Source organism: Streptomyces sp. NBC_00388, assembly GCF_036061255.1.
Taxonomy (GTDB): domain Bacteria; phylum Actinomycetota; class Actinomycetes; order Streptomycetales; family Streptomycetaceae; genus Streptomyces.
In genome coordinates this window covers 4,612,789-4,639,390 of the sequence record NZ_CP107948.1, presented here as the reverse complement: position 1 = coordinate 4,639,390, position 26,602 = coordinate 4,612,789, and the positions used below count along the sequence as shown (strand labels likewise).

Sequence of the window (26,602 nt, the reverse complement as noted above, 5' to 3'; positions counted from 1 at the left end):
GGTCGGTGCCACCACCGCGCCGTGAGGCGAGGTGCGGGCAAGATCTACTTGTAGCGGTAGACGATCCGACCACGCGTCAGGTCGTACGGAGACAGCTCCACGACGACCCGGTCATCCGGGAGGATACGGATGTAGTGCATCCGCATCTTGCCGCTGATGTGCGCTAGGACCTTGTGACCGTTCTGAAGTTCCACCTTGAACATTGCGTTCGGGAGGGACTCGATCACGGTGCCCTCGATTTCGATGGCACCTTGCTTCTTGGCCACGCTTCGCCCTTCGAATCGGCTACCTTGATCGACTCCGTACAGCACGCAGGCCGACATGCATTGCATGAAGACATACGGGTATACGCGAGCCGACGAGTCAGTCTACGTCAGGGCTTCCATAAAGACGAATCCGGCAAGGATGCCCCACTGTCAAGATCCTTAAGCCAGTCGGCCGAACACGCTGTGGCGTATCCGGCGGCCCGGCCGGCGGCCGCACTCAGCCGAGCGGGTCGGGCGCCGTGGTCACACCGAGCTCCGCCAGCTTGGCCTTGCCGCCGTCGGGCGACGTGAGCACGATCAGCCCCTCGTCGGTCAGCGCGATCGAGTGCTCCCAGTGCGAGGACCATGTCCCGTCGGTCGTGATGACCGTCCAGTCGTCCTCCAGCACCTGGGTGCGGGGGGTGCCCAGCGAGACCATCGGCTCGATGGCCAGGCAGAAACCCGGGACCAGCTTCGGATTGTGGCGCCCGATGAGCCGGCGCTTGTCGACGTAGTTCAGCAGATGCGGGTCCATGTGCATCTCGGAGCCGATGCCGTGGCCGCCGTAGTCCTCGATGATCCCGTACTTGCCGGATGACGGACGGGGCTGGCGGCGGATGTAACCCTCGATCGCCTTCGACACCTCGGCGAGCCTGCCGCCCTTCCTCATCGCGGCGATCCCGGCCCACATCGACTCCTCCGTCACCCGGGAGAGCTCGACCAGCTCGGGAGCGTGACCGGTGCCGACGAACGCGGTGTAGGCGGCGTCACCGTGCCAGCCGTCGATGATCGCGCCGCAGTCGATGGAGATGATGTCGCCGTCCTTCAGGACGGTCTTCTCGTCGGGGATGCCGTGGACCACGACCTCGTTCACCGACGTGCAGATCGTGGCGGGGAATCCGCCGTAGCCGAGGAAGTTCGGCTTCGCCTTGTGATCGGCGAGCACCTTGCGGGCCACTTGGTCCAGGTCGTGCGTGGTGGCCCCGGGTACCGCGGCCTCACGGGTCGCGGCGTGGATCGCGGCGACGACCAGCCCCGCCTCACGCATCTTCGCGATCTGCTCGGGAGTCTTGATCTCCACCATCGAAATTGCCTTCCGCATCGAACCGGGCCTGTCGGCCCAAGGGTCTCTCTGCCCAACAGTACGGCCGCGGCGCCCTGGGGACACCGCGGCCGTGCGTACACGTAGTGCTTGTCAGACCTTGTCGGCCTGCAGGGCCGCCATGGCCCTCTCGGTCACCTCGGTGACCTTGCCGAGCGCCGAGATCGTCGACACCAGGCCCTGGGCCTTGTAGTGATCGATGATCGGCTCGGTCTGCGTGTGGTAGACCTCCAGCCGGGTCCGCACCGTCTCCTCGGTGTCGTCACCGCGCTGGTAGAGCTCGCCGCCACAGATGTCGCAGACGCCCTCGTTCTCCGGCTTGCTGTACTCGACGTGGAACACGTGACTCGAATCGTTGCGGCAGATACGCCGCCCCGCGATCCGCTTCACGACCTCGTCCTCGGGGACCTCCAGGTCCAGCACCGCGTCCAGCTTCCGTCCCTCGGCGCTCAGCCACTCGTCGAGTGCCTTGGCCTGGGCGACATTGCGCGGGAAGCCGTCGAGGAGGAAACCGCCCTCGGCGTCGGGCTGGGACATCCGCTCCTGCGCCATCCCGATGGTGACCTCGTCCGGAACCAGCTCGCCGGCGTCCATCAGCGCCTTGGCCTGCTTGCCCAGGTCCGTGCCCTGACTGATATTGGCACGGAAGAGGTCGCCCGTGGAGATGTGCGGGATCACCAGGTCCTTGGCAAGGTACGCAGCCTGCGTTCCCTTGCCTGCCCCTGGCGGTCCGACGAGGACGATACGCATCAGCGGAGGAACCCTTCGTAATTACGCTGCTGGAGCTGGCTCTCGATCTGCTTCACGGTCTCCAGACCCACACCCACGATGATGAGGATGCTCGTCCCGCCGAACGGGAAGTTCTGGTTCGCGCCGAAGCCCACCAACGCCATCGTTGGGACAAGAGCGATCACACCCAGATACAGCGACCCCGGCCAGGTGATCCGGTTGAGCACGTAGCTCAAGTACTCAGCGGTCGGTCGGCCAGCCCGGATGCCCGGGATGAAGCCACCATACTTCTTCATGTTGTCGGCGACTTCCTCGGGGTTGAACGAGATCGCCACGTAGAAGAAGGCGAAGAACACGATCAACAGGAAGTACGTGATGATGTACGCCGGATGGTCGCCCTTGACCAGGTTGTCCTTGATCCAGGTCGCCCAGCCCGCGGTCGAACCGCTGAACTGCACGATGAGGCCCGGGATGTAGAGCAGCGACGAGGCGAAGATGACCGGGATCACACCGGCCTGGTTCACCTTGAGCGGGATGTACGTCGACGTACCCCCGTAGGACTTCCGGCCGATCATCCGCTTCGCGTACTGGACGGGAATGCGGCGCTGGGCCTGCTCCACGAAGACGACGAGCCCGACCATGGCCAGACCCACCAGGATCACGGCACCGAACTCGATCCAGCCGCCGGCCAGCTTGCCCTGCTGCTTGACGGCCCACAGCGCGCCCGGGAAGCCGGCCGCGATGGAGACGAACATCAGGATCGACATGCCGTTGCCGATGCCGCGGTCGGTGACGAGCTCACCGAGCCACATGACCATGCAGGTGCCGGCGACCATGCAGATCACCATGGTCACGGTCGTGAAGATCGACTGGTCGGGGACGATCTGGTTGGCCACGGGGCAGCTGCCGAAGAGCGCGCCGGTGCGGGCGGTCGCCACCAGACCGGTGCCCTGGAGGACGGCGAGTGCGACGGTCAGATAACGCGTGTACTGCGTGACCTTCGCCTGACCGGACTGCCCCTCCTTCTTCAGGGCTTCCAGCCGCGGGATCACCACGGTCAGCAGCTGCAGGATGATGCTCGCCGTGATGTACGGCATGATGCCGAGCGCGAAGATGGTGATCTGCAACAGTGCGCCACCACTGAACATGTTGACCAGACCGAAGAGACCCTGGTTGGTCTTCGTCTGGTCCAGACACTGCTGAACGTTCGAGTAACTGACACCGGGGATCGGAATGTGCGTCCCGAGCCGGTAGATCACGATGATGGCGAGTGTGAACAGCAGCTTCTTGCGCAGGTCGGGCGTCTTGAACGCTCGGGCGAACGCGGTGAGCACGGTGCCTCCTGCGACCCCCGCGCGACTGCGTAGAGGTGACGGTCTTGAGAATGCGACGATGGACGGTTTGCGTAGCGGTCAGCACCCCGCGCGGATACACCACGCCGAGTACGGACAGTGCAGCGCCACCATACCGGCGACCCTGCCCCCCTAGGAACGACCAACCGGGGATGCCCTTTCAAAAAGGCATCCCCGGTTGGGTGTTCAGGTCATCGAGTCGTCTCAGACGAGCTCGGTGACGGTGCCGCCCGCGGCGGCAATCTTCTCCTTGGCGGAGCCGGAAACGGCGTCAACCGAAACCGTCAGCGCCACGGAGATCTCGCCCTGGCCCAGGACCTTGACGAGGCTGTTCTTACGGACCGCGCCCTTGGCGACCAGGTCGGCCACCGTGACGTCCCCACCCTGCGGGTAGAGCTCACCGAGCTTGTCCAGGTTGACAACCTGGAACTCGGTGCGGAACGGGTTCTTGAAGCCCTTCAGCTTCGGGAGGCGCATGTGGAGGGGCATCTGCCCGCCCTCGAAGCGCTCCGGAACCTGGTAACGGGCCTTCGTGCCCTTGGTACCACGACCTGCGGTCTTACCCTTGGACGCCTCACCACGACCCACACGGGTCTTGGCGGTCTTGGCGCCCGGGGCGGGCCGGAGGTTGTGGACCTTCAGCGGGTTGTTCTCCGCCATGTCAGTCGACCTCCTCAACCGTCACGAGGTGGCGGACGGTGTTAGCCATTCCGCGGAACTCGGGGCGGTCCTCCTTGACAACTACGTCGTGCAGGCGCTTGAGCCCGAGCGAACGCAGGGTGTCGCGGTGGTTCTGCTTGCTGCCGATGTACGACTTCGTCTGCGTGATCTTGAGGCGAGCCATTACGCACCCGCTCCCGCACGTGCACGGAGCAGAGCCGCGGGGGCGACGTCCTCGAGGGGCAGACCACGGCGAGCCGCGATCTCCTCGGGACGCTGCAGGCCCTTGAGGGCCGCCACGGTCGCGTGCACGATGTTGATCGCGTTGTCGGAGCCGAGCGACTTCGACAGGATGTCGTGGACGCCGGCGCACTCCAGAACGGCGCGCACCGGGCCACCGGCGATAACACCGGTACCGGGGGAAGCAGGCTTCAGCAGAACGACGCCCGCAGCCTTCTCGCCCGTGATCGGGTGAGGGATGGTGCCCTGGATACGCGGGACCTTGAAGAAGCTCTTCTTGGCCTCTTCCACGCCCTTGGCGATGGCCGCGGGAACTTCCTTGGCCTTGCCGTATCCGACACCTACGGTGCCGTCACCGTCTCCGACCACGACGAGCGCGGTGAAGCTGAAGCGACGACCACCCTTGACAACCTTGGCAACGCGGTTGATCGCGACTACGCGCTCAACGTAAGCGGTCTTCTCGGCGGCAGCGCCACCGTCGCGACCCTTCCGGTCCCGCCGCTCGCCGCCACCGGCACCGCTTCCGCGGCGCTGGGGTCCAGCCATTGGATTTACCTCTCTCTGTTACGTCCGTTAGTCCCGGAACCGGGGCTTAGAACTTCAGCCCGGCTTCGCGGGCGGCGTCAGCCAGAGCGGCAATGCGCCCGGCGTACCTGTTGCCACCACGGTCGAACACGACAGCCTCGACACCCGCGGCCTTCGCGCGCTCGGCGACGAGCGCACCGACCTGCTGGGCCTGGGCGCTCTTGTCGCCCTCGCCACCGCGGATCGAGGTGTCCAGGGTCGACGCCGACGCGAGCGTGTGGCCCGCGATGTCGTCGATGACCTGCGCAACGATGTTGCGGTTGGAGCGCGTCACGACCAGGCGCGGACGCTCCGGCGTGCCGGAGACGTGCTTGCGAACCCGGATGTGGCGGCGCTTGATGGCAGCGCGCTTGTACGCGTCGCCCTTGGCGATCTTTACACCGTATGCCATGGCTTACTTACCCGCCTTTCCGACCTTGCGGCGGATAACCTCGCCGGCGTACTTGACGCCCTTGGCCTTGTACGGGTCGGGCTTCCGCAGCTTGCGGATGTTAGCGGCGACCTCGCCGACCTTCTGCTTGTCGATGCCCTCGACGCTGAGCTTCGTGGGCGACTCGACCTTGAAGGTGATGCCCTCGGGGGCCTCAACGACGATCGGGTGGCTGTAGCCCAGGGCGAACTCCAGGTTGGAGCCCTTCGCCTGGACGCGGTAACCGACACCGCTGATTTCGAGCGCCTTGGTGTATCCCGTGGTCACGCCGGTGATCATGTTCGCCACCAGCGTGCGGGACAGGCCGTGAAGGGCCTTGTTCTGACGCTCGTCGTTAGGACGCACGACGTTGAGCACGCCGTCATCGCCCTTGGTGACCTCGATCGGCGACGCAACGGTGTGCGAGAGGGACCCCTTGGGGCCCTTCACCGCGACCGTGCGGCCATCGATGGTGACGTCCACACCGGCGGGAACCTGGATGGGGAGCTTGCCGATTCGCGACATGAGCTTTTCCTCCGTTCCCGACTACCAGACGTAGGCGAGGACTTCCCCACCTACGCCCTTCTTGCTGGCCTGCTGGCCGGTCAGGAGACCGTGGGACGTGGAGATGATCGCCACGCCCAGGCCGCCGAGAACCTTCGGCAGAGTGGTGGACTTCGCGTAAACACGCAGACCCGGCTTCGAGATCCGCTTGATGCCTGCGATCGAGCGCTCGCGGTTCGGGCCGAACTTCAGCTCGAGAACGAGGTTCTTGCCGACCTCGGCGTCCTCGGTCTTCCAGCCGGTGATGAAGCCCTCCTGCTGGAGGATCTCCGCGATGTGCGACTTGATCTTGCTGTGCGGCATCACGACGGAGTCGTGGTACGCCGAGTTTGCGTTACGCAGACGCGTGAGCATGTCTGCGATGGGATCAGTCATGGTCATGAATTGGCCTTCGGCCTCTCTCGCCGGGGTTTCCTGTATGCGCCATCCCTCTCCCCGCTCAGTGGCGGGACGGGTGCGGTGCGGGGACCTACGGCGTAGTAAGCGTTTTGTCAGCGGGCTTCGCCCGCGGGCGGTCGGGCGGCAGAGGCCCAACCCCGCAAGCCTACGGCATACGGAGGAGGGCTTCTGCCGACCTGGTGCTTACCGAGAGCCTCCGATAATTCCCTGAAAGGGAATTACCAGGAGCTCTTGGTCACGCCCGGCAGCTCGCCGCGGTGGGCCATCTCACGAAGGCACACACGGCACAGGCCGAACTTGCGGTAGACGGAGTGGGGCCGGCCGCAGCGCTGGCAGCGGGTGTACCCGCGAACGCCGAACTTCGGCTTGCGTGCGGCCTTAGCGATCAGGGACTTCTTCGCCACGGTCAGTTCTCCTTGAACGGGAAGCCGAGGTGACGAAGGAGGGCACGACCCTCGTCGTCATTGGTCGCCGTGGTGACCACGGTGATGTCCATGCCCCGGACCCGGTCGATCTTGTCCTGGTCGATCTCGTGGAACATGACCTGCTCCGTGAGACCGAAGGTGTAGTTGCCACGGCCGTCGAACTGCTTCGGCGACAGACCACGGAAGTCACGGATACGCGGAAGCGCGAGCGACAGCGTACGGTCCAGGAACTCCCACATCCGGTCACCGCGGAGGGTGACGTGGCAGCCGATCGGCTGCCCCTCGCGCAGCTTGAACTGCGCGATCGACTTGCGGGCCTTGGTGACGGCCGGCTTCTGACCGGTGATCGTGGTCAGGTCCTTGATGGCACCGTCGATCAGCTTGGAGTCGCGGGCGGCGTCGCCCACACCCATGTTGACCACGATCTTGACGAGACCGGGAATCTGCATGACGTTCTCGTAGGAGAACTCCTCACGCATCTTGCCGGCGATTTCCTCGCGGTAGCGCGTCTTGAGACGCGGCGCAGTGGTGGCAGTCATCAGATGTCCTCACCGGTCCGCTTGGCAACGCGGATCTTGTTGCCCTCGTCGTCAAAGCGGTAGCCGACGCGGGTAACGACCTTCTTGCCGTCCTTCTCCACAACCAGCTGAACATTGCTGACGTGGACAGGCGCTTCGGTCGTCACGATGCCACCGGTCTGCGAACCACGAGCGGTCTGGCCGGCCTTGGTGTGCTTCTTGACCCGGTTGACACCCTCGACGAGGACACGGTTCAGCGTGGGGTAGGCAACGATGACCTTGCCCTGCTTGCCGCGGTCCTTACCGGTGATGACCTGAACCAGGTCGCCCTTCTTGATCTTCATGCTTACAGCACCTCCGGCGCGAGCGAGATGATCTTCATGAACTTCTTCTCGCGCAGCTCACGGCCCACCGGGCCGAAGATACGGGTGCCGCGGGGGTCGCCGTCGTTCTTCAGAATGACGGCGGCGTTCTCGTCGAAGCGGATGTACGAGCCGTCCTGACGACGACGCTCCTTGACGGTGCGAACGATGACCGCCTTGACGACGTCACCCTTCTTCACGTTGCCACCGGGGATCGCGTCCTTGACGGTGGCGACGATGACGTCACCGATACCCGCGTAGCGGCGACCCGAGCCACCGAGAACACGAATGGTGAGAATTTCCTTCGCACCCGTGTTGTCGGCGACGCGAAGTCGCGACTCCTGCTGGATCACGTCTATCTCCTGATCGTCTGCCGGTTCCCGGCGGGGGACCCGTGCAATTGCTTACGGGGTCCCCCGCCGAGCCTGGCGGAACTGACCTGAGCGATGAGCTCAGGGATTCTTACTTGGCCTTCTCGAGGATCTCGACGATGCGCCAGCGCTTCGTCGCCGAGAGCGGACGCGTCTCCATGATGACGACGCGGTCGCCGACACCGGCAGCGTTGGACTCGTCGTGCGCCTTGAGCTTGTTCGTACGGCGGATGACCTTGCCGTACAGCGCGTGCTTGACGCGGTCCTCGACAGCGACGACGACAGTCTTGTCCATCTTGTCGCTGACGACGAGACCCTCACGGGTCTTGCGGAAACCGCGCTGCTCAGTCGTCTCAGTCACATTCTTCTCGCTCATCAGGCGCTCTCCACCGTCTCGATGCCCAGCTCGCGCTCACGCATCAGGGTGTAGATCCGGGCGATGTCCTTACGGACGGACTTGAGCCGACCGTGGTTCTCGAGCTGTCCGGTCGCCGCCTGGAAGCGGAGGTTGAACAGCTCTTCCTTGGCCTCACGCAGCTTGGCGACGAGGTCCTCGTCGTTCAGCTCACGCAGCTCGGTCGCCTTGATACCGGCCGCCATCACGACTCACCTGCCTCGCGCCGCACGATGCGGCACTTCATCGGAAGCTTGTGGGCGGCGCGGGTGAGCGCCTCCTTAGCGACCTTCTCGTTCGGGTAGGACAGCTCGAACATCACCCGGCCGGGCTTGACGTTCGCGATCCACCACTCCGGGGAGCCCTTACCGGAACCCATGCGGGTCTCGGCGGGCTTCTTGGTGAGGGGACGGTCCGGGTAGATGTTGATCCAGACCTTGCCGCCACGCTTGATGTGGCGGGTCATCGCGATACGAGCAGCCTCGATCTGGCGGTTCGTCACGTACGCCGGCGTCAGAGCCTGGATGCCGTACTCACCGAATGCGACCTCAGTTCCACCCTTCGCCATACCACTGCGCTTGGGGTGGTGCTGCTTGCGGTGCTTGACCCTACGAGGGATCAGCATGTCGGTCAGGCCTCCGTTCCAGTGCTCTCAGCCGGAGCAGCGGCTGCGGGAGCGTCGGCCTTGGGGGCCTCGGCTGCCGGCGCGGACTGCTGCGGCTTGCGGCCACGGCCGCCACGCTCGCCGCCACGGCCACCACGGCCGCCGGCTGCCGGACGGTCACTGCCGCCACCACGGGCCGGGCGGTTACCCGCACGGGCCGCGGCGTTCTCGGCACGGACCTCGGCGATGTTCTTGACATTGCCCTTGTAGATCCAGACCTTCACGCCGATACGGCCGAAGGTCGTCTTGGCCTCGAAGAAGCCGTAGTCCACGTTCGCGCGGAGCGTGTGCAGCGGCACACGGCCCTCGCGGTAGAACTCCGAACGGGACATCTCGGCGCCGCCGAGACGGCCACCGCACTGGATCTTGATGCCCTTGGCGCCGGCCTTCATCGTCGACTGCATGCTCTTACGCATGGCGCGACGGAAGGAGACACGCGAGGAGAGCTGCTCGGCGACGGCCTGGGCCACCAGCTGAGCGTCCACCTCGGGGTTCTTGACCTCAAGGATGTTGAGCTGGACCTGCTTGCCGGTCAGCTTCTCCAGCTCGCCGCGGATGCGGTCGGCCTCGGCGCCGCGGCGGCCGATGACGATGCCCGGACGAGCGGTGTGGATGTCGACGCGGACGCGGTCGCGGGTGCGCTCGATCTCAACCTTCGAGATGCCGGCGCGCTCCATGCCCTTCGTCATCATGCGACGAATGGCAACGTCTTCCTTGACGTAGTCCTTGTACAGCTTGTCGGCGTACCAACGGGACTTGAAGTCCGTGGTAATGCCGAGTCGGAACCCGTGCGGGTTAACCTTCTGGCCCATTACCGGGTTCCTTCCTTGCTGCTGACGACCACGGTGATGTGGCTGGTCCGCTTGCGGATCCGGTAGGCACGGCCCTGGGCGCGCGGACGGAACCGCTTCAGGGTCGGGCCCTCGTCGACGTACGCCTCGGAAATGACGAGGCTGCCGGCGTCGGTGTGGTCGTAGTTGTGTGCAGCGTTGGCGATGGCGCTGTCAAGCACCTTGCCAACCGGCACGCTCGCGGCCTGCGGGGCGAAACGCAGGACCGCCTGAGCCTCCGTGGCATCCATGCCACGGATAAGGTCCACCACGCGGCGGGCCTTCATGGGCGTGACGCGGATGTACCGCGCCTGGGCCCTGGCTTCCATGGTTGTCCCTTCGGTGTCGTTCATAGTCTTCGCACCCCGCCTTAGCGGCGCTTCGACTTGCGGTCGTCCTTGACGTGGCCGCGGAAGGTGCGGGTCGGCGCAAACTCGCCGAGCTTGTGGCCGACCATCGACTCGGTGACGAACACCGGGACGTGGATCTTGCCGTTGTGCACCGCGATGGTGTGTCCCAGCATGTCCGGGATGATCATCGAGCGCCGGGACCAGGTCTTGATGACGTTCTTGGTGCCTGCTTCGTTCTGTACGTCCACCTTCTTGACAAGGTGTCCGTCGACGAAAGGCCCCTTCTTGAGACTGCGCGGCATCTAAACCCGCTCCTAGCGCTTCTTGTTCGTCTTGCGGCGGCGGACGATGTACTTGCTCGAAGCCTTCTTCGGCGAGCGAGTACGACCCTCCTTCTGACCCCACGGGCTGACCGGGTGACGACCACCGGAAGTCTTGCCCTCACCACCACCGTGCGGGTGGTCGACCGGGTTCATCGCGACACCGCGGACGGACGGGCGAACGCCCTTCCAGCGCATACGGCCGGCCTTGCCCCAGTTGATGTTCGACTGCTCGGCATTGCCGACCTCGCCGATGGTGGCGCGGCAGCGGATGTCGACCAGGCGGACCTCGCCCGACGGCATGCGAAGGTGCGCCATGGCGCCTTCCTTCGCGAGCAGCTGGACCGAAGCACCCGCGGAACGGGCGATCTTCGCTCCGCCACCGGGACGCATCTCGATGGCGTGAATGGTCGTACCGACCGGGATGTTGCGCAGCGGCAGGTTGTTGCCCGGCTTGATGTCGGCACCTGCGCCGTTCTCCACCCGGTCGCCCTGGCCCAGCTTGGCCGGGGCAAGGATGTAGCGCTTCTCGCCGTCCGCGTAGTGCAGGAGCGCGATGCGCGCGGTGCGGTTCGGGTCGTACTCGATGTGCGCGACCTTCGCCGGCACACCGTCCTTGTCGTGACGACGGAAGTCGATCACACGGAAGGCACGCTTGTGTCCGCCACCCTGGTGACGAACGGTGATCCGGCCGGTGTTGTTACGGCCGCCCTTGCTGTGCAGAGGGCGAACCAGCGACTTCTCCGGCGTGGACCGCGTGATCTCGACAAAGTCGGCAACGGAGGAGCCACGGCGGCCCGGCGTTGTCGGCTTGTACTTGCGGATTCCCATTTCTCAGTCCTCGTCCGATTCCGGACGATCCAGACCGCCGTTAGGCGGTCGGACCGCCGAAGATGTCGATACGGTCGCCCTCGGCAAGGGTCACGATGGCGCGCTTGGTGTCAGCGCGCTTTCCGAACCCGGTACGGGTGCGCTTGCGCTTGCCCTGGCGGTTGATCGTGTTGACTCCGGTGACCTTGACCGAGAAGACCGCTTCCACGGCCTGCTTGATCTGGGTCTTGTTGGAGCCCGGCGCGACGATGAACGTGTACTTGTTCTCGTCGAGCAGCGCGTAGCTCTTCTCGGAAACAACCGGCTTGACGAGGACGTCGCGCGGGTCCGTGAAGGTCTTGCTGGTGACGGTCTCAGTCATCAGACGTCGGTCCCTTCGGTCTCAGTGGTGGCCTTGGGGCCAGACACGAAGGACTCGAAGGCGGCCTTGGTGAAGACCACGTCATCGGAGACGAGCACGTCGTACGTGTTCAGCTGGCCCGGCTCCAGGAGGTGCACCTGGGGCAGGTTGCGGGCGGAGAGCCACGCGGCCTCGTCCGAACGCTCGGCGATCAGGAGCACGTGCTTGCGCTCGCTGACCTTGCCCAGCAGGGACTTCGCGGCCTTCGTGGAGGCAGCTCCCTCGACCACGCCGGAGACGACGTGGACGCGAGCGTTCTGCGCCCGGTCGGTGAGGGCACCGCGCAGGGCGGCAACCTTCATCTTCTTCGGAGTGCGCTGCGAGTAGTCACGCGGCTGCGGGCCGTGGACGACGCCACCGCCGGCGAACTGCGGCGCACGGGTCGAACCCTGGCGCGCGCGGCCGGTGCCCTTCTGGCGGTAAGGCTTCTTACCGCCACCACGGACTTCGCCGCGACGCTTGGTCTTGTGCGTGCCCTGACGGGCCGCGGCCAGCTGCGCGACAACGACCTGGTGGATCAGCGGAATGCTGATCTTGGCGTCGAAGATCTCCGAAGGGAGTTCGACGGTCCCGGCCTTGTCGCCTGCCGGCGAAAGGATGTCAATGGTGCTCATCGGTTCCTCAAGCCCCCTTGGCCGCGGTACGGACCAGGACGAGGCCGCCGTTCGGACCGGGGACCGCGCCCTTGATGAGCAGCAGACCCTTCTCCGCGTCAACGGCGTGGACGGTCAGGTTCTGGGTGGTGACCCGCTCGTTGCCCATGCGGCCCGCCATGCGCATGCCCTTGAAGACACGGCCCGGAGTGGCACAGCCACCGATGGAGCCAGGCTTACGGTGCACGCGGTGGGCACCGTGGGAAGCCTTGCCACCCTTGAAGTTGTGGCGCTTCATGACACCGGCGAAGCCCTTGCCCTTGCTCTTGCCCGTGACATCGACCTTGATGCCGGACTCGAACACCTGGGCGGTGATCTCCTGGCCCAGCGTGTACTCGCTGGCGTCAGGGGTGCGGAGCTCCACCAGGTGGCGGCGCGGTGTCACGTCGGCCTTGGCGAAGTGACCCTTGAGGGGCTTGTTCACCTTGCGAGGGTCGATCTCGCCGAAGGCGATCTGGACCGACTCGTAGCCGTCGATGTCGTTCGTACGGACCTGCGTCACGACGCACGGCCCGGCCTTGACGACGGTCACCGGGACAACCCGGTTGTTCTCGTCCCAGACCTGGGTCATGCCGAGCTTCTCGCCCAGGACGCCCTTGATGTTCTTAGTCATCTCGCGCGTCACCTCAGAGCTTGATCTCGATGTCGACGCCCGCCGGCAGGTCGAGACGCATCAGCGAGTCAACCGTCTTCGGTGTGGGGTCGAGAATGTCGATGAGGCGCTTGTGCGTGCGCATCTCGAAGTGCTCGCGAGAATCCTTGTACTTGTGCGGCGACTTGATGACGCAGTACACGTTCTTCTCAGTGGGCAGCGGCACCGGGCCTGCGACCGACGCGCCAGTGCGCGTCACCGTCTCGACGATCTTCTTTGCCGAAGAGTCGATGACCTCGTGGTCGTAGGCCTTGAGCCGGATGCGGATCTTCTGTCCCGCCATGGCTACTCAGTAGTCCTGTCTCTCGTAACGCTCTGGGACCCGGCGGGTCCTGCATCCGTCTCCGACCCACGCGGTCGGGCGTGTCGCATTCCCTCTACGAAGATCTCCCGAAGGATTTCCCAACCAAGGGGTGCGGGCCAGTGACCGCGAGCCGGGGGACGAATACCCACCGGGCGCCTGGTCGGCACCCCGCTGACGCTTCCCGGAAGATTCCCGTACGTCCGCCTCAGCGCTGCCTTACGGCAGTTGGGGCGACGAGTACTGTGGGACTTGCTTCCAGTCCTCCCGACGAGAGGCGCGCAGCATCGGCACTCAACCGAGCAACCCCGATAGTCTGCCATACGGGTCACCACGGACGCCAATCGCGGCCGGAGACTGTACCCCAGCCCTCCCCCGCCGGACGCGGGCCGCCCCGGCACCCACCGCACAGGGCCCGGCCCCGCTCCACCGGGAGCGGGGCCGGGCCCTGTGCGGATACCGGCGGGGAGCTAGATGAGGCCCTGGGCCAGCATGGCGTCCGCGACCCGCTCGAAACCGGCGATGTTGGCGCCGGTCACGTAGTTGCCGGGGGCGCCGTACCGCTCGGCGGTCTCGTAGCAGGTGTGGTGGATGTCGCGCATGATCCGCAGCAGTTCGTCCTCGACGCGCTCGGGCGTCCAGGTGTCCCGGGCCGCGTTCTGCTGCATCTCCAGGGCGCTGACCGCGACGCCCCCGGCGTTGGCCGCCTTGCCGGGACCGAACGCGACCCCCGCTTCGTGCAGGACGTCCACGGCCTCCATGGTGGCCGGCATGTTGGCACCCTCGGACACGGCCTTGACCCCATTGCGCACGAGCGTCGCCGCCGCACCGGCGTCGAGCTCGTTCTGGGTGGCGGAGGGCAGTGCGATATCGGCGGGGACGTCCCAGACGCTGCCGCCGCTGACGAACCGGGCGGACGCGCCGCGGCGCTCGGCGTACTCGCTGATCCGCGCGCGCTCGACCTCCTTGACCTGCTTGAGGAGCTCCACGTCGATGCCCTTGTCGTCGATGACATAGCCGCTGGAGTCGGAGCAGGTCAGAGGGTTGGCCCCGAGGGCCTTGAGCTTCTCGATGGTGTAGATGGCGACGTTCCCGGAGCCGGAGACCACCGCGGTCTGCCCCTGGAGGTCCTCGCCGCGGCGGCGCAGCATCTCGGCGGCGAAGTAGACGTTCCCGTAGCCGGTCGCCTCGGGGCGGATCGACGAGCCACCCCAGGCGAGTCCCTTGCCGGTGAGGACGCCGGACTCCCAGCGGTTGGTGATGCGGCGGTACTGCCCGAAGAGGTAGCCGATCTCCCGGCCACCGACGCCGATGTCCCCGGCGGGCACGTCGGTGTGCGCGCCGATGTGCCGGTGCAGCTCGGTCATGAAGGACTGGCAGAAGCGCATGACCTCGGAGTCGGAGCGGCCATGCGGGTCGAAGTCGCTGCCGCCCTTGCCGCCGCCGATGCCCAGCCCGGTCAGCGCGTTCTTGAAGACCTGCTCGAAGCCCAGGAACTTGACGATGCCCAGGTTCACCGAGGGGTGGAAGCGCAGACCGCCCTTGTACGGGCCGAGCGCGCTGTTGAACTCCACCCGGAAGCCGCGGTTGACGTGGACCCTCCCCCGGTCGTCCTGCCAGGGCACCCGGAAGATGATCTGCCGCTCGGGCTCGCAGAGCCGCTCCACCAGGCTCGCCTGCGCGTAGTCGTCGCGCACGGCCAGCACCGGCGCCAGGCTCTCCAGCACTTCGTGAACTGCCTGGTGGAATTCGGGCTGGGCCGGGTTGCGGTGCTCGATCTCGGCGCGCAGAGCAGCCAGCTTGTCCTTCGGAGAACTCGTGGTTGGCGGTGTCACAGGTGTCCCTTTCCTGTCGGGCGCAGACGACGGCCGCCCGTGTGCGGCGGGCGGTCATCCGGAACAGTGTCACCCCTCGGGGATCGTTCCGGCGAGAACGCCTGCGCCCGCCGTCCGGCTGCTGAGACGCCGGGCGGCCGGAAACCGTCGGGCGGGGGGCGCGCGGGGCGGCAGCCGACCGGTGTTCCGCGCCTCTCGCGCGCCCCCCGCGCCGCACCGCCCGGTGCCCCGCAGGACCTTCCGGCCGTCCCCGGCGGACCGCCGCAGACCGCTCCGGTCTCCCCCGGCAGACCGCTCCGACCTCCCCTGACTGTCTCCCGCACCGCCCGTAACAGGGCCCGGCCCTGAGGCAACCTCCGGTCTGCGAACCCCGTCAAGCAGACCGGGAGAGCGCGGGAGGGCCCGCGCGGGGGAGCGGACGGAGCACCATCATGGGGATATCGCAGGGACCGGGCCACAGACACCAGGGTTCCGGTCCCTCCCGTCGGCTTCTGCTCGCGGGGCTCGGCACGGCCGCCGCGTCCGCCGCGCTCACCGCCTGTTCCGTACCGGCTTCGCCACGTCGTACCACCAGTACAGCCGACCCGATGCCGGGCAAGGCGATCTCCATAGCCAGGCACGACCGGCTCCTGCAGATACTGGCCCACCCCGACGACGACATGTACTTCATGAACCCGGACACCCAGCGGATGCTGGACTCCGGGACACCTCTGGTCTGCGTGTACCTCACCGGGGGCGAGGCCACCGGCATCAACGTCATCGCCGGGCAGCCGCACCCCGTGCCGGACAAGCCGGCCTACTCGTCGGCCCGCCACCAGGGGCTGCGCCAGGCGTACGCGGTACAGCTGGGCCTTCCCCCGTTCACCCGGTGGCAGAAGGACGTCGTCACCCTGCGCGGCGGACACCGCGCGGAGATCAACACGCTGGTACGGGGCGTCCGCCGGGTCGAGCTGATATTCCTCAACACGGCCATGCACACCTCCCGCGGGCGGCTCGGACTGCCGTCGCTCTGGGCCGACCGGGGGCTCAGCCTGCGGACGGTGGTCGCCGAGGGCTCCCCGCTCCAGGAGGCGGGCTCGTACACCTACGACGCGCTGGTCGACGTACTGACCGGGCTGCTGGTGCAGTACCGCCCGACCGTGGTCCACACCCTCGACCCCGACCCGGACATCCAGCACAGCCCCGACGCGGTCCGCCGCAAGGACAGCGAGCAGGCCGGGTACTCCGACCACGCCGACCACACCGCCGCCGCCTCCTTCAGCTGGGCGGCGATGATCCGCTGGGTGGCCGAGGCGACCGCGGGGAAGGGCGAGGTGCCGGCCTTCGTCGCCACCTCCTTCCGGGGCTACTACAACCGCCACTGGCCGAAGAACCTGTCGCCGGCGGTGCTCCGCAGGAAAGCGGCGAACCTGCTCCCTTACGGCGGCAACGAGGCCTGGGACTGCGGGAATCCGGGCGGCTGCGGCGACTACAACGTGGGTGTCGGCCGGCCGCTGACCAACAAGAAGGGGTGGGTGCGCTCCACCCACTACCGCTATCCGGGCCCGCGCCCCGCCCTGACCACCGCGCCGGACGGGCGCCTCACCGGGTACGGGGTCCTCGGGCTGCGCGCGGTGCGCTGGCGCGAGACGGCGCCGGGCAGCGGCCAGTGGGGGGCGCCGCACGATCTCGGCGGCGGGCCGCTGGCCCCGGCGCTCGGCGCGACCGCGCTCAAGGACGGCAGGCAGCTCCTGTTCGGCCTGCGGTACTCCGCCATAGCCGGGCACGGGTCGGCGAACAGCCGGGAGATAGTGCTGCTCCAACAGCGCACGCCCGAGGGGGAGTTCACCGCGTGGACCGGCCTCGGAAACCCGGAGGGCGACCCGGACAGGGGCCGCCGGATAGGGGTCCCTGTCGCGGTCACCGACCACGCGGACCAGGTCCACCTCTTCCTGCGCGACGCATCCCAGGGCATCAGCACCCGGGTGCGCTCCGCCCGCGGCGTCTGGTCCCCCTGGCGGAGCCTGAGCGGCGGCCAGATCCAGGACGGCCTCTCCGCCACCGTCGACGCGGCGGGCCGCGTCCACGTCTTCGCGTCCGGCCGGGACACCGTGCACCACTGGACCCAGACCGCGGCGGGCGAGCCCCTGACGCTGCGCCCGGAGCCCCTGCTGCCACTGCCGGGCGACTCCCCCACGGCGCTGGCCGCACCGGACGGCGGTCTCGACGTCTACTACCGCGGTCCGGCGACGGCCGCGACGACCCGGGTGCACCTGGGCGGGGGCCACCCCGGCGCCCACCCTGCGGGCCCCGCCCTGCTCGGCCAGGACGACCGGGGCCGCGTCGAGCTCCTGCTGGACGGGAAGGTCCTCAGGCGCACCGAAGGCGTCGTACCGCTGGGAGGCGCCGCCCTGCTGGCCGAGGGGACCAGGACCGCGGGGAATCCGGGCGGGCCGACCGTGGCCGGTCTCGGCCCCGGCGCGCTCCCCTGGCTGTGGCGGCCGGTCCGCGAGGTGTAGCCGCACCCCGGGGGCCGGCGGCACCTCGCCGCCCTGCCCCGGCCCCCGTGCGCCGCCCCGCACGGCGCGCCTCCGCTCCCCCGTGCGGACACGCCGCACCGCCACGGACATGCAGAAGGGCCCCCGGTCCGCCGCGAACGGCGGGCCGGGGGCCCTCTGGTGTTACTCGGTGCTCTGTGTGAGCAACCAGGTCAGACCGTCAAGTGATTACTTGAGGATCTTCGTGACCTGGCCGGCGCCCACGGTCCGGCCACCCTCACGGATGGCGAACTTCAGGCCCTCTTCCATGGCGACGGGCTGGATCAGCGAGACCGTCATGAGGGTGTTGTCACCCGGCATGACCATCTCGGTGCCCTCGGGAAGGGTCACAACGCCCGTTACGTCCGTGGTACGGAAGTAGAACTGCGGGCGGTAGTTGTTGAAGAACGGGGTGTGACGGCCACCCTCGTCCTTCGACAGGATGTAGGACTGGGCCTCGAACTCGGTGTGCGGCGTGACCGAACCGGGCTTGATGATGACCTGGCCGCGCTCGACGTCCTCGCGCTTGATGCCACGGAGGAGCAGACCGACGTTCTCACCGGCCTGGCCCTCGTCGAGCAGCTTGCGGAACATCTCGATGCCGGTGACCGTGGTGGTGGTCTTCTCCTGCTTGATGCCCACGATGTCAACGGTCTCGTTGACCTTGAGGACACCACGCTCGATACGACCGGTGACGACGGTGCCACGACCGGTGATCGTGAAGACGTCCTCGATCGGCATCAGGAACGGCTTCTCGACGTCACGCTCGGGCTGCGGGATCGACTCGTCGACGGCCTTCATCAGGTCGAGGACGGTCTGGCCCCACTCCTTGTCGCCCTCAAGAGCCTTGAGCGCCGAGACCTTGACGACCGGAAGGTCGTCGCCCGGGAACTCGTACTCGGAGAGAAGCTCACGAACCTCGAGCTCGACGAGCTCCAGGATCTCCTCGTCGTCCACCATGTCGGCCTTGTTCAGCGCGACAACGATGTACGGGACGCCGACCTGGCGGGCCAGGAGCACGTGCTCCTTGGTCTGCGGCATCGGGCCGTCGGTGGCCGCGACCACGAGGATGGCGCCGTCCATCTGCGCCGCACCCGTGATCATGTTCTTGATGTAGTCAGCGTGACCCGGGCAGTCGACGTGCGCGTAGTGACGCGACTCCGTCTGGTACTCGACGTGCGCGATCGAGATCGTAATACCGCGCTGGCGCTCCTCGGGAGCCTTGTCGATCTGGTCGAAGGCCGAGGCCTCGTTCAGGTCCGGGTACGCGTCGTGCAGCACCTTGGTAATGGCGGCCGTGAGGGTCGTCTTACCGTGGTCGATGTGACCGATGGTGCCGATGTTGACGTGCGGCTTAGTCCGCTCGAACTTTGCCTTCGCCACTGGGTCCTCCTGCGGAGTGGTTCTGTACGCCTTGCTTCATCGGCGCCAGGTGATCTTTGCTGGGATGCCGGCGCCCGGGGCATACGCCGCATTGCTCGCGCTCTGCGTCGAATGCCCCAGTGGCTCCGGTGATAAGCCTAAAGCGTGGACTCGGAAGAGTTACTCGCCCTTGGCCTTCGCGATGATCTCCTCGGCGACGTTCCGCGGAACCTCGGCGTAGGAGTCGAACTGCATCGAGTAGCTTGCGCGACCCGAGGTCTTGCTGCGGAGGTCTCCGACGTAGCCGAACATCTCCGAGAGGGGCACGAGGCCCTTCACGACGCGAGCGCCGCTGCGCTCCTCCATGGCCTGGATCTGGCCACGGCGGGAGTTGAGGTCGCCGATGACATCGCCCATGTAGTCCTCGGGCGTGGTGACCTCGACGGCCATCATCGGCTCAAGGAGCACGGGGGACGCCTTGCGGGCACCCTCCTTGAACGCCTGCGAACCGGCGATCTTGAAGGCCAGCTCCGAGGAGTCGACCTCGTGGTAGCCACCGTCGAGAAGGGTGATGCGGACACCCACCATCTCGTAACCGGCCAGGATGCCGAACTTCATGGCTTCCTGGGCACCCGCGTCCACCGAGGGGATGTACTCCCTGGGGATACGGCCACCGGTGACCTTGTTGACGAACTCGTACGACGCGTCGCCGCCCTCGATGGGCTCCATGGCGATCTGCACCTTCGCGAACTGGCCGGTTCCACCAGTCTGCTTCTTGTGCGTGTAGTCGATACGGTCGACGGTCTTGCGGATCGTCTCGCGGTAGGCGACCTGCGGCTTGCCGACGTTCGCCTCGACGCGGAACTCGCGCTTCATGCGGTCGACGAGCACCTCAAGGTGAAGCTCACCCATACCGCCGATGACGGTCTGGCCGGTCTCCTCGTTGGTGTGCACCTGGAAGGAGGGGTCCTCCTCCGAGAGACGCTGGATGGCAACACCCAGCTTCTCCTGGTCGCCCTTGGACTTGGGCTCGATCGCGACCTCGATGACCGGCGCCGGGAAGTCCATGGACTCCAGGATGACCGGCTTCTTCTCGTCACAGAGCGTCTCACCGGTGGTGGTCTGCTTCAGGCCCATGACGGCGATGATGTCGCCGGCGCCCACCGACGCGATCTCCTCACGCTTGTTCGCGTGCATGCGGTAGATCTTGCCGATGCGCTCCTTCTTGCCCTTGACCGAGTTCAGCACCGCGGTGCCGGCCTCGAGGCGGCCCGAATAAATCCGGACGAAGGTGAGCTTGCCGAGGTGCGGGTCGCTCGCGATCTTGAACGCAAGACCGGAGAACGGCTCGTCGTCGGACGGCTGGCGCTTGACGACGGTCTCGGGGTCCTTGACGTCGTGGCCTTCGATGGCCTCGACGTCCAGGGGGGAAGGCAGGTAGCGGACGACCGCGTCGAGCAGGGGCTGGACGCCCTTGTTCTTGAAGGCCGTGCCACAGAAGACGGGAGTGACGGTGACGGAGTCCGCGGTGCCCTTGGAAGCAAGGGTGATCCGGCGGATGGCCGCGTACAGCTGCTCCTCGGTGGGCTCGACGCCCTCCAGGTACAGCTCCATCATCTCGTCGTCGTTCTCCGAGACGGCTTCGAGCAGCTTGCCGCGCCACTCGTCGGCCGCCTCGGTGTGCGTCTCCGGGATGTCGACGATGTCGTACATCTCGCCCTTGGTCGCCTCGGCGGACCACACAAAGGCCTTCATCGTCACGAGGTCGACGACGCCCTTGAAGTCGGCCTCGGCACCGATCGGGAGCTGCATGACCAGCGGCACCGCACCGAGGCGGTCGACGATCATGTCGACGCAGCGGTGGAACTCGGCACCGGTACGGTCCAGCTTGTTGACGAAGCAGATACGCGGCACGCCGTAGCGGTCCGCCTGACGCCAGACGGTTTCGGACTGCGGCTCGACGCCCGCGACACCGTCGAACACGGTGACAGCGCCGTCGAGGACGCGGAGCGAACGCTCCACCTCGACGGTGAAGTCGACGTGACCCGGGGTGTCGATGATGTTGATCGTGTGATCGACATCGTTGAGCGGCCAGTGGCAGGTCGTCGCGGCCGACGTGATCGTGATGCCGCGCTCCTGCTCCTGCTCCATCCAGTCCATCGTGGCTGCACCGTCGTGGACTTCACCGATCTTGTAGCTCACGCCGGTGTAGAAGAGGATCCGCTCAGTGGTGGTCGTCTTGCCCGCGTCGATGTGGGCCATGATCCCGATGTTGCGGACCTTGGCCAGGTCAAGCGAAGTGGTGGCCATAAGGCTCAATCTTCTCTCGGTCTCGATGTGGGTAGCGACTACCAGCGGTAGTGCGCGAAGGCCTTGTTGGACTCGGCCATCTTGTGGGTGTCCTCACGCTTCTTGACAGCAGCGCCAAGACCGTTCGAGGCGTCGAGCAGCTCGTTGGTGAGCCGCTCGGTCATCGTCTTCTCGCGACGGGCGCGGGAGTAGCCGACGACCCAGCGCAGCGCGAGGGTGGCGGCGCGACCGGGCTTGACCTCGATCGGCACCTGGTAGGTGGCGCCACCGACACGGCGGGACTTGACCTCAAGAGACGGCTTGACGTTCTCAAGCGCGCGCTTCAGCGTGATGACCGGGTCGGCGCCGGTCTTCTCGCGAAGACCCTCCATGGCGCCGTACACGATCCGCTCGGCGGTGGAACGCTTGCCGTTCAGCAGGATCTTGTTGATCAGCGAGGTGACAAGAGGAGAACCATAGACCGGGTCAATGATGACCGGGCGCTTCGGGGCGGGGCCCTTACGAGGCATTCTTACTTCTCCTTCTTGGCGCCGTAGCGGCTGCGGGCCTGCTTGCGGTTCTTGACACCCTGGGTGTCGAGCGAACCGCGGATGATCTTGTAGCGAACACCGGGCAGGTCCTTCACACGGCCACCACGCACGAGCACGATCGAGTGCTCCTGCAGGTTGTGTCCCTCACCCGGGATGTAGGCCGTGACCTCGATGCCGGAGGTCAGACGAACACGCGCGACCTTACGGAGCGCCGAGTTGGGCTTCTTCGGGGTGGTCGTGAAGACACGGGTGCAGACACCACGACGCTGGGGCGAGCCCTCAAGCGCGGGAGTCTTGTTCTTCTCGACCTTGTCCTGCCGGCCCTTCCGGACCAGCTGCTGGATCGTAGGCACTACTTCTCCGGTTTCTGTGTGCCGTGTAGAACTAACCTGGAACCACTCCGACCCACGCGGTCGGGTGTGTCGAATACTGCAGACCTCCGCCGAAGTGGCGGGAAGGGCACAGATTGCGGCGGTCACTTACAGCTCGTCATGCGGTTGAAGACACGCACAGGAGCCAGGGCACACCCCAGGCACAAGGTCAGAGCGTACCTACCGCATCGGCTGCGGTCAAAACAAATGCCCACGCGGGCGGACAGACCGCCCCGCACGGGCACCGGACGGACACGCCGCAGGGCGGCCACCCCGGAGAGTGACCGCCCTGCGCCGAACATCCCGCCTACTGGTTGTACGGACCGTAGTCGTAGTCCTCCAGCGGAACGGCCTGGCCGGAGCCGGTGCCGAACGGCGAGTAGTCGATGTCGTCGTAGCCGACGGCCGAGTACATCGCGGCCTTGGCCTCCTCGGTGGGCTCCACCCGGATGTTGCGGTAACGGGCGAGGCCCGTACCGGCCGGGATGAGCTTACCGATGATGACGTTCTCCTTGAGGCCGATCAGGGAGTCCGACTTGGCGTTGATCGCCGCGTCGGTCAGAACCCTGGTGGTCTCCTGGAAGGACGCCGCCGACAGCCACGACTCGGTGGCCAGCGAGGCCTTGGTGATACCCATCAGCTGCGGACGGCCGGAGGCCGGGTGGCCGCCTTCCGTGACCACACGACGGTTCTCGGTCTCGAACTTCGAGCGCTCGACGAGCTCACCCGGAAGCAGCTCCGCGTCGCCGGACTCGATGATCGTCACACGGCGCAGCATCTGCCGGATGATGATCTCGATGTGCTTGTCGTGGATCGACACGCCCTGCGAGTTGTAGACCTTCTGGACTTCGCCGACCAGGTGGACCTGGACCGCGCGCTGGCCGAGGATACGCAGCACGTCGTGCGGGTTGGTGGCACCCACGGTGAGCTTCTGGCCCACCTCGACGCGGTCGCCGTCGCCCACGAGCAGACGGGCACGCTTGGAGATCGGGAAGGGCGTCTCCTCGCTGCCGTCGTCCGGGGTGACGACGAGCTTCTTCGTCTTCTCGGTCTCCTCGATGCGGACGGAACCCGCGGCCTCGGAGATCGGCGCGACACCCTTCGGTGTACGGGCCTCGAAGAGCTCGACGACACGCGGCAGACCCTGCGTGATGTCGTCACCGGCCACACCACCGGTGTGGAAGGTACGCATCGTCAGCTGGGTACCGGGCTCACCGATGGACTGGGCGGCGATGATGCCGACCGCCTCACCGATGTCGACCAGCTTGCCGGTGGCCAGCGAGCGTCCGTAGCAGAAGGCACAGGTGCCGACCGCGGACTCACAGGTCAGGACCGAGCGGGTCTTGACCTCCTCGACACCGGCGCCCACCAGGGCGTCGATCAGGACGTCACCCAGGTCGACGTTGGCCGGCGCGATGACCTTGCCGTCGATGACGACGTCCTCGGCGAGCATGCGGGCGTAGACCGAGGTCTCGACGTCCTCCGTCTTGCGGAGCACACCGTCCTCGCCCTTGACCGCGATCTTGAGCTTCAGACCGCGCTCGGTGCCGCAGTCCTCCTCGCGGATGATGACGTCCTGCGAGACGTCCACCAGACGACGGGTCAGGTAACCCGAGTCGGCGGTACGCAGGGCGGTGTCCGCCAGACCCTTACGGGCACCGTGCGTGGAGATGAAGTACTCCAGAACGGAGAGACCCTCACGGAACGACGCCTTGATGGGACGCGGGATGGTCTCGTTCTTCGCGTTCGACACCAGACCACGCATACCGGCGATCTGCCGCATCTGCATCATGTTTCCTCGGGCACCCGAGTCAACCATCATGAAGATGGGGTTCGTCTTGGGGAAGTTCGCGTTCATCGCCTCGGCAACCTCATTGGTCGCCTTGGTCCAGATCGCGATGAGCTCCTGCGTGCGCTCGTCCTTGGTGATCAGACCGCGCTCGTACTGCTTCTGGACCTTCTCGTCCTGGGCCTCGTAGCCCTGGACGATGGCCTTCTTTGCCTCCGGGACGACGATGTCCGAAACGGCGACGGTGACGCCGGAACGGGTCGCCCAGTGGAAGCCCGCAGCCTTCAGGTTGTCGAGCGTCGCCGCCACGATGACCTTGGGGTAGCGCTCGGCCAGGTCGTTGACGATCTCGGAGAGCTGCTTCTTGCCCACCGAGTAGTCGACGAACGGGTAGTCCTCGGGCAGCAGCTCGTTGAAGAGCGCGCGGCCCAGGGTCGTACGCAGCCGGAAGGTGTCGCCCGGCTGGTACTCGGGCTCGCCCGGCTCGGAGACCGGCGGCACCCAGCCACGCGGCGGGATGGTGCCCACCGGGAAGCGGATGTCGACCTTCGCCTGCAGCGACAGCTCGCGGTTGTCGAAGGCCATGATCGCCTCGGCCGCGGAGCCGAAGCTCCGGCCCTCGCCGATGACCTTGCGCTCTGCCTCGTCGGTCGTGAGGAAGAACAGTCCGAGCACCATGTCCTGGGTCGGCATGGTGACGGGACGGCCGTCGGCCGGCTTCAGGATGTTGTTCGAGGACAGCATCAGGATGCGGGCCTCGGCCTGCGCCTCTGCCGACAGCGGCAGGTGGACGGCCATCTGGTCACCGTCGAAGTCCGCGTTGAACGCGGTGCAGACGAGCGGGTGGATCTGGATGGCCTTGCCCTCGACCAGCTGCGGCTCGAAGGCCTGGATGCCCAGGCGGTGCAGGGTCGGCGCACGGTTCAGCAGCACCGGGTGCTCGGCGATGACCTCTTCGAGGACGTCGTACACCACGGTGCGGCCGCGCTCGACCATGCGCTTGGCCGACTTGATGTTCTGCGCGTGGTTCAGGTCCACCAGGCGCTTCATCACGAACGGCTTGAAGAGCTCCAGCGCCATGGCCTTCGGCAGACCGCACTGGTGCAGCTTGAGCTGCGGGCCGACGACGATCACGGAACGTGCGGAGTAGTCCACACGCTTGCCGAGGAGGTTCTGACGGAAACGGCCCTGCTTGCCCTTGAGCATGTCGCTCAGGGACTTCAGGGGACGGTTGCCGGGACCGGTGACCGGGCGACCGCGGCGGCCGTTGTCGAACAGCGCGTCGACGGCCTCCTGCAGCATCCGCTTCTCGTTGTTCACGATGATCTCGGGGGCACCGAGGTCGAGAAGACGCTTGAGGCGGTTGTTGCGGTTGATCACACGGCGGTACAGGTCGTTCAGGTCGGAGGTCGCGAAGCGGCCACCGTCCAGCTGCACCATCGGACGCAGGTCCGGCGGGATGACCGGTACGCAGTCCAGCACCATGCCCTTGGGCTTGTTGCTGGTCTGCAGGAACGCGGAGACGACCTTGAGGCGCTTGAGCGCACGGGTCTTCTTCTGGCCCTTGCCGGTACGGATGATCTCGCGGAGGCGCTCGGCCTCCTCGTCGAGGTCGAAGGACTCCAGGCGCTTCTGCAGGGCGGCAGCGCCCATGCAGCCGTCGAAGTACGTGCCGAAGCGGTCACGCAGCTCGCGGTAGAGCAGCTCGTCGCCCTCCAGGTCCTGGACCTTGAGGCTCTTGAAGCGGCTCCACACCTCGTCGAGGCGGTCGATCTCGCGCTGCGCACGGTCACGCAGCTGCTTCATCTCACGCTCGGCGCCTTCGCGCACCTTGCGGCGCACGTCGGCCTTGGCGCCCTCGGCCTCCAGCTCGGACAGGTCCGTCTCGAGCTTCTTGGCGCGGGCCTCAAGGTCGGAGTCGCGGCGGTTCTCGACCTGCTGGCGCTCGACGGAGACGTGGGCCTCCAGCGAGGGCAGGTCGCGCGTCCGGCGCTCCTCGTCCACAAAGGTGATCATGTAAGCGGCGAAGTAGATGACCTTTTCGAGGTCCTTCGGCGCGAGGTCGAGCAGGTAGCCCAGACGGGACGGGACACCCTTGAAGTACCAGATGTGGGTGACGGGAGCGGCCAGCTCAATGTGGCCCATCCGCTCACGACGCACCTTGGCGCGAGTGACCTCGACGCCGCAGCGCTCGCAGATGATGCCCTTGAAGCGGACACGCTTGTACTTGCCGCAGTAGCACTCCCAGTCCCGGGTCGGACCGAAGATCTTCTCGCAGAAGAGTCCGTCCTTCTCGGGCTTGAGGGTGCGGTAGTTGATGGTCTCCGGCTTCTTCACTTCGCCGTGGGACCAGGTCCGGATGTCGTCCGCGGTGGCGAGGCCAATCCGCAGCTCGTCGAAGAAGTTGACGTCGAGCACTTGTCGTCAATCCCTCTTTCGGGGGTTCGAGCCCCTCGCGTCAGCGAGAAAAATGGGCACTTCAGCAATGGTCTGAACGGGTCCGGGGAGAGCCGGCCGCCTCAGTGCGAGGCGG

Annotated in this window: 32 protein-coding genes; 1 reads left to right on the top strand and 31 read right to left on the bottom strand. The window is 66.5% G+C overall.

What is annotated here, in order from left to right; all coding sequences use genetic code 11:
- Window positions 1-44: 44 nt before the first annotated feature.
- The 26 genes from infA to gdhA all read right to left on the bottom strand — a co-directional run bounded on the left by infA (window position 45) and on the right by gdhA (window position 15,191).
- Complete coding sequence (infA, locus tag OG917_RS20900; RefSeq protein ID WP_003956442.1) at window positions 45-266, bottom strand: translation initiation factor IF-1; 222 nt, start codon at window positions 264-266, stop codon at window positions 45-47.
- A gap of 217 nt (window positions 267-483) precedes the next feature.
- The gene (map, locus tag OG917_RS20895; RefSeq protein ID WP_328322053.1) at window positions 484-1,329 is read right to left on the bottom strand and encodes a type I methionyl aminopeptidase; all 846 of its coding nucleotides are present in this window, start codon (window positions 1,327-1,329) and stop codon (window positions 484-486) included.
- A gap of 111 nt (window positions 1,330-1,440) precedes the next feature.
- On the bottom strand, window positions 1,441-2,097 hold the full coding sequence (locus OG917_RS20890; protein WP_328319121.1) for an adenylate kinase: 657 nt from the start codon (window positions 2,095-2,097) through the stop codon (window positions 1,441-1,443).
- Complete coding sequence (secY, locus tag OG917_RS20885) at window positions 2,097-3,410, bottom strand: preprotein translocase subunit SecY (RefSeq protein ID WP_328319120.1); 1,314 nt, start codon at window positions 3,408-3,410, stop codon at window positions 2,097-2,099. The genes OG917_RS20890 and secY overlap by 1 nt, the downstream gene beginning before the upstream one ends.
- Window positions 3,411-3,632: 222 nt before the next feature.
- Window positions 3,633-4,088 (bottom strand): 50S ribosomal protein L15, encoded by a 456-nt coding sequence (rplO, locus tag OG917_RS20880; RefSeq protein ID WP_164264456.1) that lies wholly within the window; start codon window positions 4,086-4,088, stop codon window positions 3,633-3,635.
- A gap of 1 nt (window position 4,089) precedes the next feature.
- Entirely contained in the window at window positions 4,090-4,272 is a 183-nt protein-coding gene (gene rpmD / locus OG917_RS20875; protein ID WP_024491595.1) for a 50S ribosomal protein L30, read from the bottom strand.
- Window positions 4,272-4,874 carry a 30S ribosomal protein S5 gene (gene rpsE, locus OG917_RS20870; RefSeq protein ID WP_250299297.1) on the bottom strand — a complete coding sequence of 201 codons (603 nt, stop codon included), beginning with the start codon at window positions 4,872-4,874 and terminating at the stop codon, window positions 4,272-4,274. Before rpsE ends, rpmD begins: the two co-directional genes overlap by 1 nt.
- Before the next feature lie 46 nt (window positions 4,875-4,920).
- Window positions 4,921-5,304: a 50S ribosomal protein L18 gene (gene rplR, locus OG917_RS20865; RefSeq protein ID WP_093799540.1), complete on the bottom strand. Its 384-nt coding sequence runs from the start codon at window positions 5,302-5,304 to the stop codon at window positions 4,921-4,923.
- A gap of 3 nt (window positions 5,305-5,307) precedes the next feature.
- On the bottom strand, window positions 5,308-5,847 hold the full coding sequence (gene rplF, locus OG917_RS20860) for a 50S ribosomal protein L6 (protein ID WP_328319119.1): 540 nt from the start codon (window positions 5,845-5,847) through the stop codon (window positions 5,308-5,310).
- A 21-nt stretch (window positions 5,848-5,868) separates the two neighbouring features.
- Complete coding sequence (rpsH, locus tag OG917_RS20855; protein WP_328319118.1) at window positions 5,869-6,267, bottom strand: 30S ribosomal protein S8; 399 nt, start codon at window positions 6,265-6,267, stop codon at window positions 5,869-5,871.
- Window positions 6,268-6,503: 236 nt separating this feature from the next.
- On the bottom strand, window positions 6,504-6,689 hold the full coding sequence (locus OG917_RS20850; RefSeq protein WP_024491590.1) for a type Z 30S ribosomal protein S14: 186 nt from the start codon (window positions 6,687-6,689) through the stop codon (window positions 6,504-6,506).
- Between the two features lie 2 nt (window positions 6,690-6,691).
- Window positions 6,692-7,249: a 50S ribosomal protein L5 gene (rplE, locus tag OG917_RS20845; RefSeq protein ID WP_328319117.1), complete on the bottom strand. Its 558-nt coding sequence runs from the start codon at window positions 7,247-7,249 to the stop codon at window positions 6,692-6,694.
- On the bottom strand, window positions 7,249-7,572 hold the full coding sequence (gene rplX / locus OG917_RS20840; protein WP_328319116.1) for a 50S ribosomal protein L24: 324 nt from the start codon (window positions 7,570-7,572) through the stop codon (window positions 7,249-7,251). Before rplX ends, rplE begins: the two co-directional genes overlap by 1 nt.
- 2 nt (window positions 7,573-7,574) lie before the next feature.
- Window positions 7,575-7,943, bottom strand: coding sequence for a 50S ribosomal protein L14 (gene rplN, locus OG917_RS20835; protein ID WP_003966950.1), 369 nt, complete (start codon window positions 7,941-7,943; stop codon window positions 7,575-7,577).
- A 109-nt stretch (window positions 7,944-8,052) separates the two neighbouring features.
- Window positions 8,053-8,337, bottom strand: a complete 285-nt coding sequence (gene rpsQ / locus OG917_RS20830) for a 30S ribosomal protein S17 (protein ID WP_164264449.1) — start codon at window positions 8,335-8,337, stop codon at window positions 8,053-8,055.
- Complete coding sequence (rpmC, locus tag OG917_RS20825; RefSeq protein WP_030368408.1) at window positions 8,337-8,561, bottom strand: 50S ribosomal protein L29; 225 nt, start codon at window positions 8,559-8,561, stop codon at window positions 8,337-8,339. Before rpmC ends, rpsQ begins: the two co-directional genes overlap by 1 nt.
- Window positions 8,561-8,980, bottom strand: a complete 420-nt coding sequence (gene rplP, locus OG917_RS20820) for a 50S ribosomal protein L16 (RefSeq protein ID WP_164264448.1) — start codon at window positions 8,978-8,980, stop codon at window positions 8,561-8,563. The genes rpmC and rplP overlap by 1 nt, the downstream gene beginning before the upstream one ends.
- A gap of 5 nt (window positions 8,981-8,985) precedes the next feature.
- Window positions 8,986-9,831 (bottom strand): 30S ribosomal protein S3, encoded by an 846-nt coding sequence (rpsC, locus tag OG917_RS20815; RefSeq protein WP_266854264.1) that lies wholly within the window; start codon window positions 9,829-9,831, stop codon window positions 8,986-8,988.
- Window positions 9,831-10,178, bottom strand: coding sequence for a 50S ribosomal protein L22 (rplV, locus tag OG917_RS20810; protein ID WP_006604878.1), 348 nt, complete (start codon window positions 10,176-10,178; stop codon window positions 9,831-9,833). Before rplV ends, rpsC begins: the two co-directional genes overlap by 1 nt.
- A 41-nt stretch (window positions 10,179-10,219) precedes the next feature.
- Window positions 10,220-10,501 carry a 30S ribosomal protein S19 gene (gene rpsS / locus OG917_RS20805; RefSeq protein WP_164264446.1) on the bottom strand — a complete coding sequence of 94 codons (282 nt, stop codon included), beginning with the start codon at window positions 10,499-10,501 and terminating at the stop codon, window positions 10,220-10,222.
- A gap of 12 nt (window positions 10,502-10,513) precedes the next feature.
- Window positions 10,514-11,350 carry a 50S ribosomal protein L2 gene (rplB, locus tag OG917_RS20800; protein WP_164264445.1) on the bottom strand — a complete coding sequence of 279 codons (837 nt, stop codon included), beginning with the start codon at window positions 11,348-11,350 and terminating at the stop codon, window positions 10,514-10,516.
- A 40-nt stretch (window positions 11,351-11,390) separates the two neighbouring features.
- Window positions 11,391-11,711 (bottom strand): 50S ribosomal protein L23, encoded by a 321-nt coding sequence (rplW, locus tag OG917_RS20795; RefSeq protein WP_328319115.1) that lies wholly within the window; start codon window positions 11,709-11,711, stop codon window positions 11,391-11,393.
- On the bottom strand, window positions 11,711-12,364 hold the full coding sequence (rplD, locus tag OG917_RS20790) for a 50S ribosomal protein L4 (RefSeq protein ID WP_328319114.1): 654 nt from the start codon (window positions 12,362-12,364) through the stop codon (window positions 11,711-11,713). Before rplD ends, rplW begins: the two co-directional genes overlap by 1 nt.
- 7 nt (window positions 12,365-12,371) lie before the next feature.
- Window positions 12,372-13,016 (bottom strand): 50S ribosomal protein L3, encoded by a 645-nt coding sequence (gene rplC / locus OG917_RS20785; protein WP_250299280.1) that lies wholly within the window; start codon window positions 13,014-13,016, stop codon window positions 12,372-12,374.
- 13 nt (window positions 13,017-13,029) lie between these two features.
- Window positions 13,030-13,338 (bottom strand): 30S ribosomal protein S10, encoded by a 309-nt coding sequence (gene rpsJ / locus OG917_RS20780; protein ID WP_003948644.1) that lies wholly within the window; start codon window positions 13,336-13,338, stop codon window positions 13,030-13,032.
- Between the two features lie 488 nt (window positions 13,339-13,826).
- Window positions 13,827-15,191: an NADP-specific glutamate dehydrogenase gene (gene gdhA / locus OG917_RS20775; protein ID WP_328319113.1), complete on the bottom strand. Its 1,365-nt coding sequence runs from the start codon at window positions 15,189-15,191 to the stop codon at window positions 13,827-13,829.
- Window positions 15,192-15,622: 431 nt separating this feature from the next.
- On the opposite strand from gdhA, the gene OG917_RS20770 reads away from it, so the two are divergent.
- On the top strand, window positions 15,623-17,689 hold the full coding sequence (locus OG917_RS20770) for a PIG-L family deacetylase (RefSeq protein ID WP_328319112.1): 2,067 nt from the start codon (window positions 15,623-15,625) through the stop codon (window positions 17,687-17,689).
- Window positions 17,690-17,896: 207 nt separating this feature from the next.
- On the opposite strand, the gene tuf is transcribed toward OG917_RS20770, so the two are convergent.
- The 5 genes from tuf to OG917_RS20745 all read right to left on the bottom strand — a co-directional run bounded on the left by tuf (window position 17,897) and on the right by OG917_RS20745 (window position 26,487).
- The gene (gene tuf, locus OG917_RS20765) at window positions 17,897-19,090 is read right to left on the bottom strand and encodes an elongation factor Tu (protein ID WP_328319111.1); all 1,194 of its coding nucleotides are present in this window, start codon (window positions 19,088-19,090) and stop codon (window positions 17,897-17,899) included.
- 159 nt (window positions 19,091-19,249) lie between these two features.
- Window positions 19,250-21,379, bottom strand: coding sequence for an elongation factor G (fusA, locus tag OG917_RS20760; RefSeq protein WP_328319110.1), 2,130 nt, complete (start codon window positions 21,377-21,379; stop codon window positions 19,250-19,252).
- A gap of 38 nt (window positions 21,380-21,417) precedes the next feature.
- The gene (rpsG, locus tag OG917_RS20755; protein WP_164264073.1) at window positions 21,418-21,888 is read right to left on the bottom strand and encodes a 30S ribosomal protein S7; all 471 of its coding nucleotides are present in this window, start codon (window positions 21,886-21,888) and stop codon (window positions 21,418-21,420) included.
- 2 nt (window positions 21,889-21,890) lie between these two features.
- Entirely contained in the window at window positions 21,891-22,262 is a 372-nt protein-coding gene (rpsL, locus tag OG917_RS20750) for a 30S ribosomal protein S12 (RefSeq protein WP_003948652.1), read from the bottom strand.
- A 325-nt stretch (window positions 22,263-22,587) separates the two neighbouring features.
- Window positions 22,588-26,487: a DNA-directed RNA polymerase subunit beta' gene (locus OG917_RS20745; RefSeq protein ID WP_328319109.1), complete on the bottom strand. Its 3,900-nt coding sequence runs from the start codon at window positions 26,485-26,487 to the stop codon at window positions 22,588-22,590.
- Window positions 26,488-26,602: the final 115 nt, after the last annotated feature.

Excerpts from the sequence above, each read along its gene's own strand:
- rplR (WP_093799540.1), bottom strand. The coding sequence starts at position 5,304 with ATGGCATACGGTGTAAAGATCGCCAAGGGCGACGCGTACAAGCGCGCT.
- rpsS (WP_164264446.1), bottom strand. The coding sequence starts at position 10,501 with ATGCCGCGCAGTCTCAAGAAGGGGCCTTTCGTCGACGGACACCTTGTC.
- rplP (WP_164264448.1), bottom strand. The coding sequence starts at position 8,980 with ATGCTGATCCCTCGTAGGGTCAAGCACCGCAAGCAGCACCACCCCAAG.
- rplB (WP_164264445.1), bottom strand. The coding sequence starts at position 11,350 with ATGGGAATCCGCAAGTACAAGCCGACAACGCCGGGCCGCCGTGGCTCC.
- rpsH (WP_328319118.1), bottom strand. The coding sequence starts at position 6,267 with ATGACCATGACTGATCCCATCGCAGACATGCTCACGCGTCTGCGTAAC.
- rplC (WP_250299280.1), bottom strand. The coding sequence starts at position 13,016 with ATGACTAAGAACATCAAGGGCGTCCTGGGCGAGAAGCTCGGCATGACC.
- OG917_RS20770 (WP_328319112.1), top strand. The coding sequence starts at position 15,623 with ATGGGGATATCGCAGGGACCGGGCCACAGACACCAGGGTTCCGGTCCC.
- rplV (WP_006604878.1), bottom strand. The coding sequence starts at position 10,178 with ATGGAAGCCAGGGCCCAGGCGCGGTACATCCGCGTCACGCCCATGAAG.
- rplO (WP_164264456.1), bottom strand. The coding sequence starts at position 4,088 with ATGGCGGAGAACAACCCGCTGAAGGTCCACAACCTCCGGCCCGCCCCG.
- rpmC (WP_030368408.1), bottom strand. The coding sequence starts at position 8,561 with ATGGCGGCCGGTATCAAGGCGACCGAGCTGCGTGAGCTGAACGACGAG.
- rpsE (WP_250299297.1), bottom strand. The coding sequence starts at position 4,874 with ATGGCTGGACCCCAGCGCCGCGGAAGCGGTGCCGGTGGCGGCGAGCGG.
- rpmD (WP_024491595.1), bottom strand. The coding sequence starts at position 4,272 with ATGGCTCGCCTCAAGATCACGCAGACGAAGTCGTACATCGGCAGCAAG.
- rpsJ (WP_003948644.1), bottom strand. The coding sequence starts at position 13,338 with ATGGCGGGACAGAAGATCCGCATCCGGCTCAAGGCCTACGACCACGAG.
- rplW (WP_328319115.1), bottom strand. The coding sequence starts at position 11,711 with ATGACTGAGACCGTCACCAGCAAGACCTTCACGGACCCGCGCGACGTC.
- rplD (WP_328319114.1), bottom strand. The coding sequence starts at position 12,364 with ATGAGCACCATTGACATCCTTTCGCCGGCAGGCGACAAGGCCGGGACC.
- rplF (WP_328319119.1), bottom strand. The coding sequence starts at position 5,847 with ATGTCGCGAATCGGCAAGCTCCCCATCCAGGTTCCCGCCGGTGTGGAC.
- rplE (WP_328319117.1), bottom strand. The coding sequence starts at position 7,249 with ATGACTGCCACCACTGCGCCGCGTCTCAAGACGCGCTACCGCGAGGAA.
- map (WP_328322053.1), bottom strand. The coding sequence starts at position 1,329 with ATGGTGGAGATCAAGACTCCCGAGCAGATCGCGAAGATGCGTGAGGCG.
- rplX (WP_328319116.1), bottom strand. The coding sequence starts at position 7,572 with ATGAAGATCAAGAAGGGCGACCTGGTTCAGGTCATCACCGGTAAGGAC.
- rpsG (WP_164264073.1), bottom strand. The coding sequence starts at position 21,888 with ATGCCTCGTAAGGGCCCCGCCCCGAAGCGCCCGGTCATCATTGACCCG.
- fusA (WP_328319110.1), bottom strand. The coding sequence starts at position 21,379 with ATGGCCACCACTTCGCTTGACCTGGCCAAGGTCCGCAACATCGGGATC.
- rpsC (WP_266854264.1), bottom strand. The coding sequence starts at position 9,831 with ATGGGCCAGAAGGTTAACCCGCACGGGTTCCGACTCGGCATTACCACG.
- rpsQ (WP_164264449.1), bottom strand. The coding sequence starts at position 8,337 with ATGAGCGAGAAGAATGTGACTGAGACGACTGAGCAGCGCGGTTTCCGC.
- OG917_RS20890 (WP_328319121.1), bottom strand. The coding sequence starts at position 2,097 with ATGCGTATCGTCCTCGTCGGACCGCCAGGGGCAGGCAAGGGAACGCAG.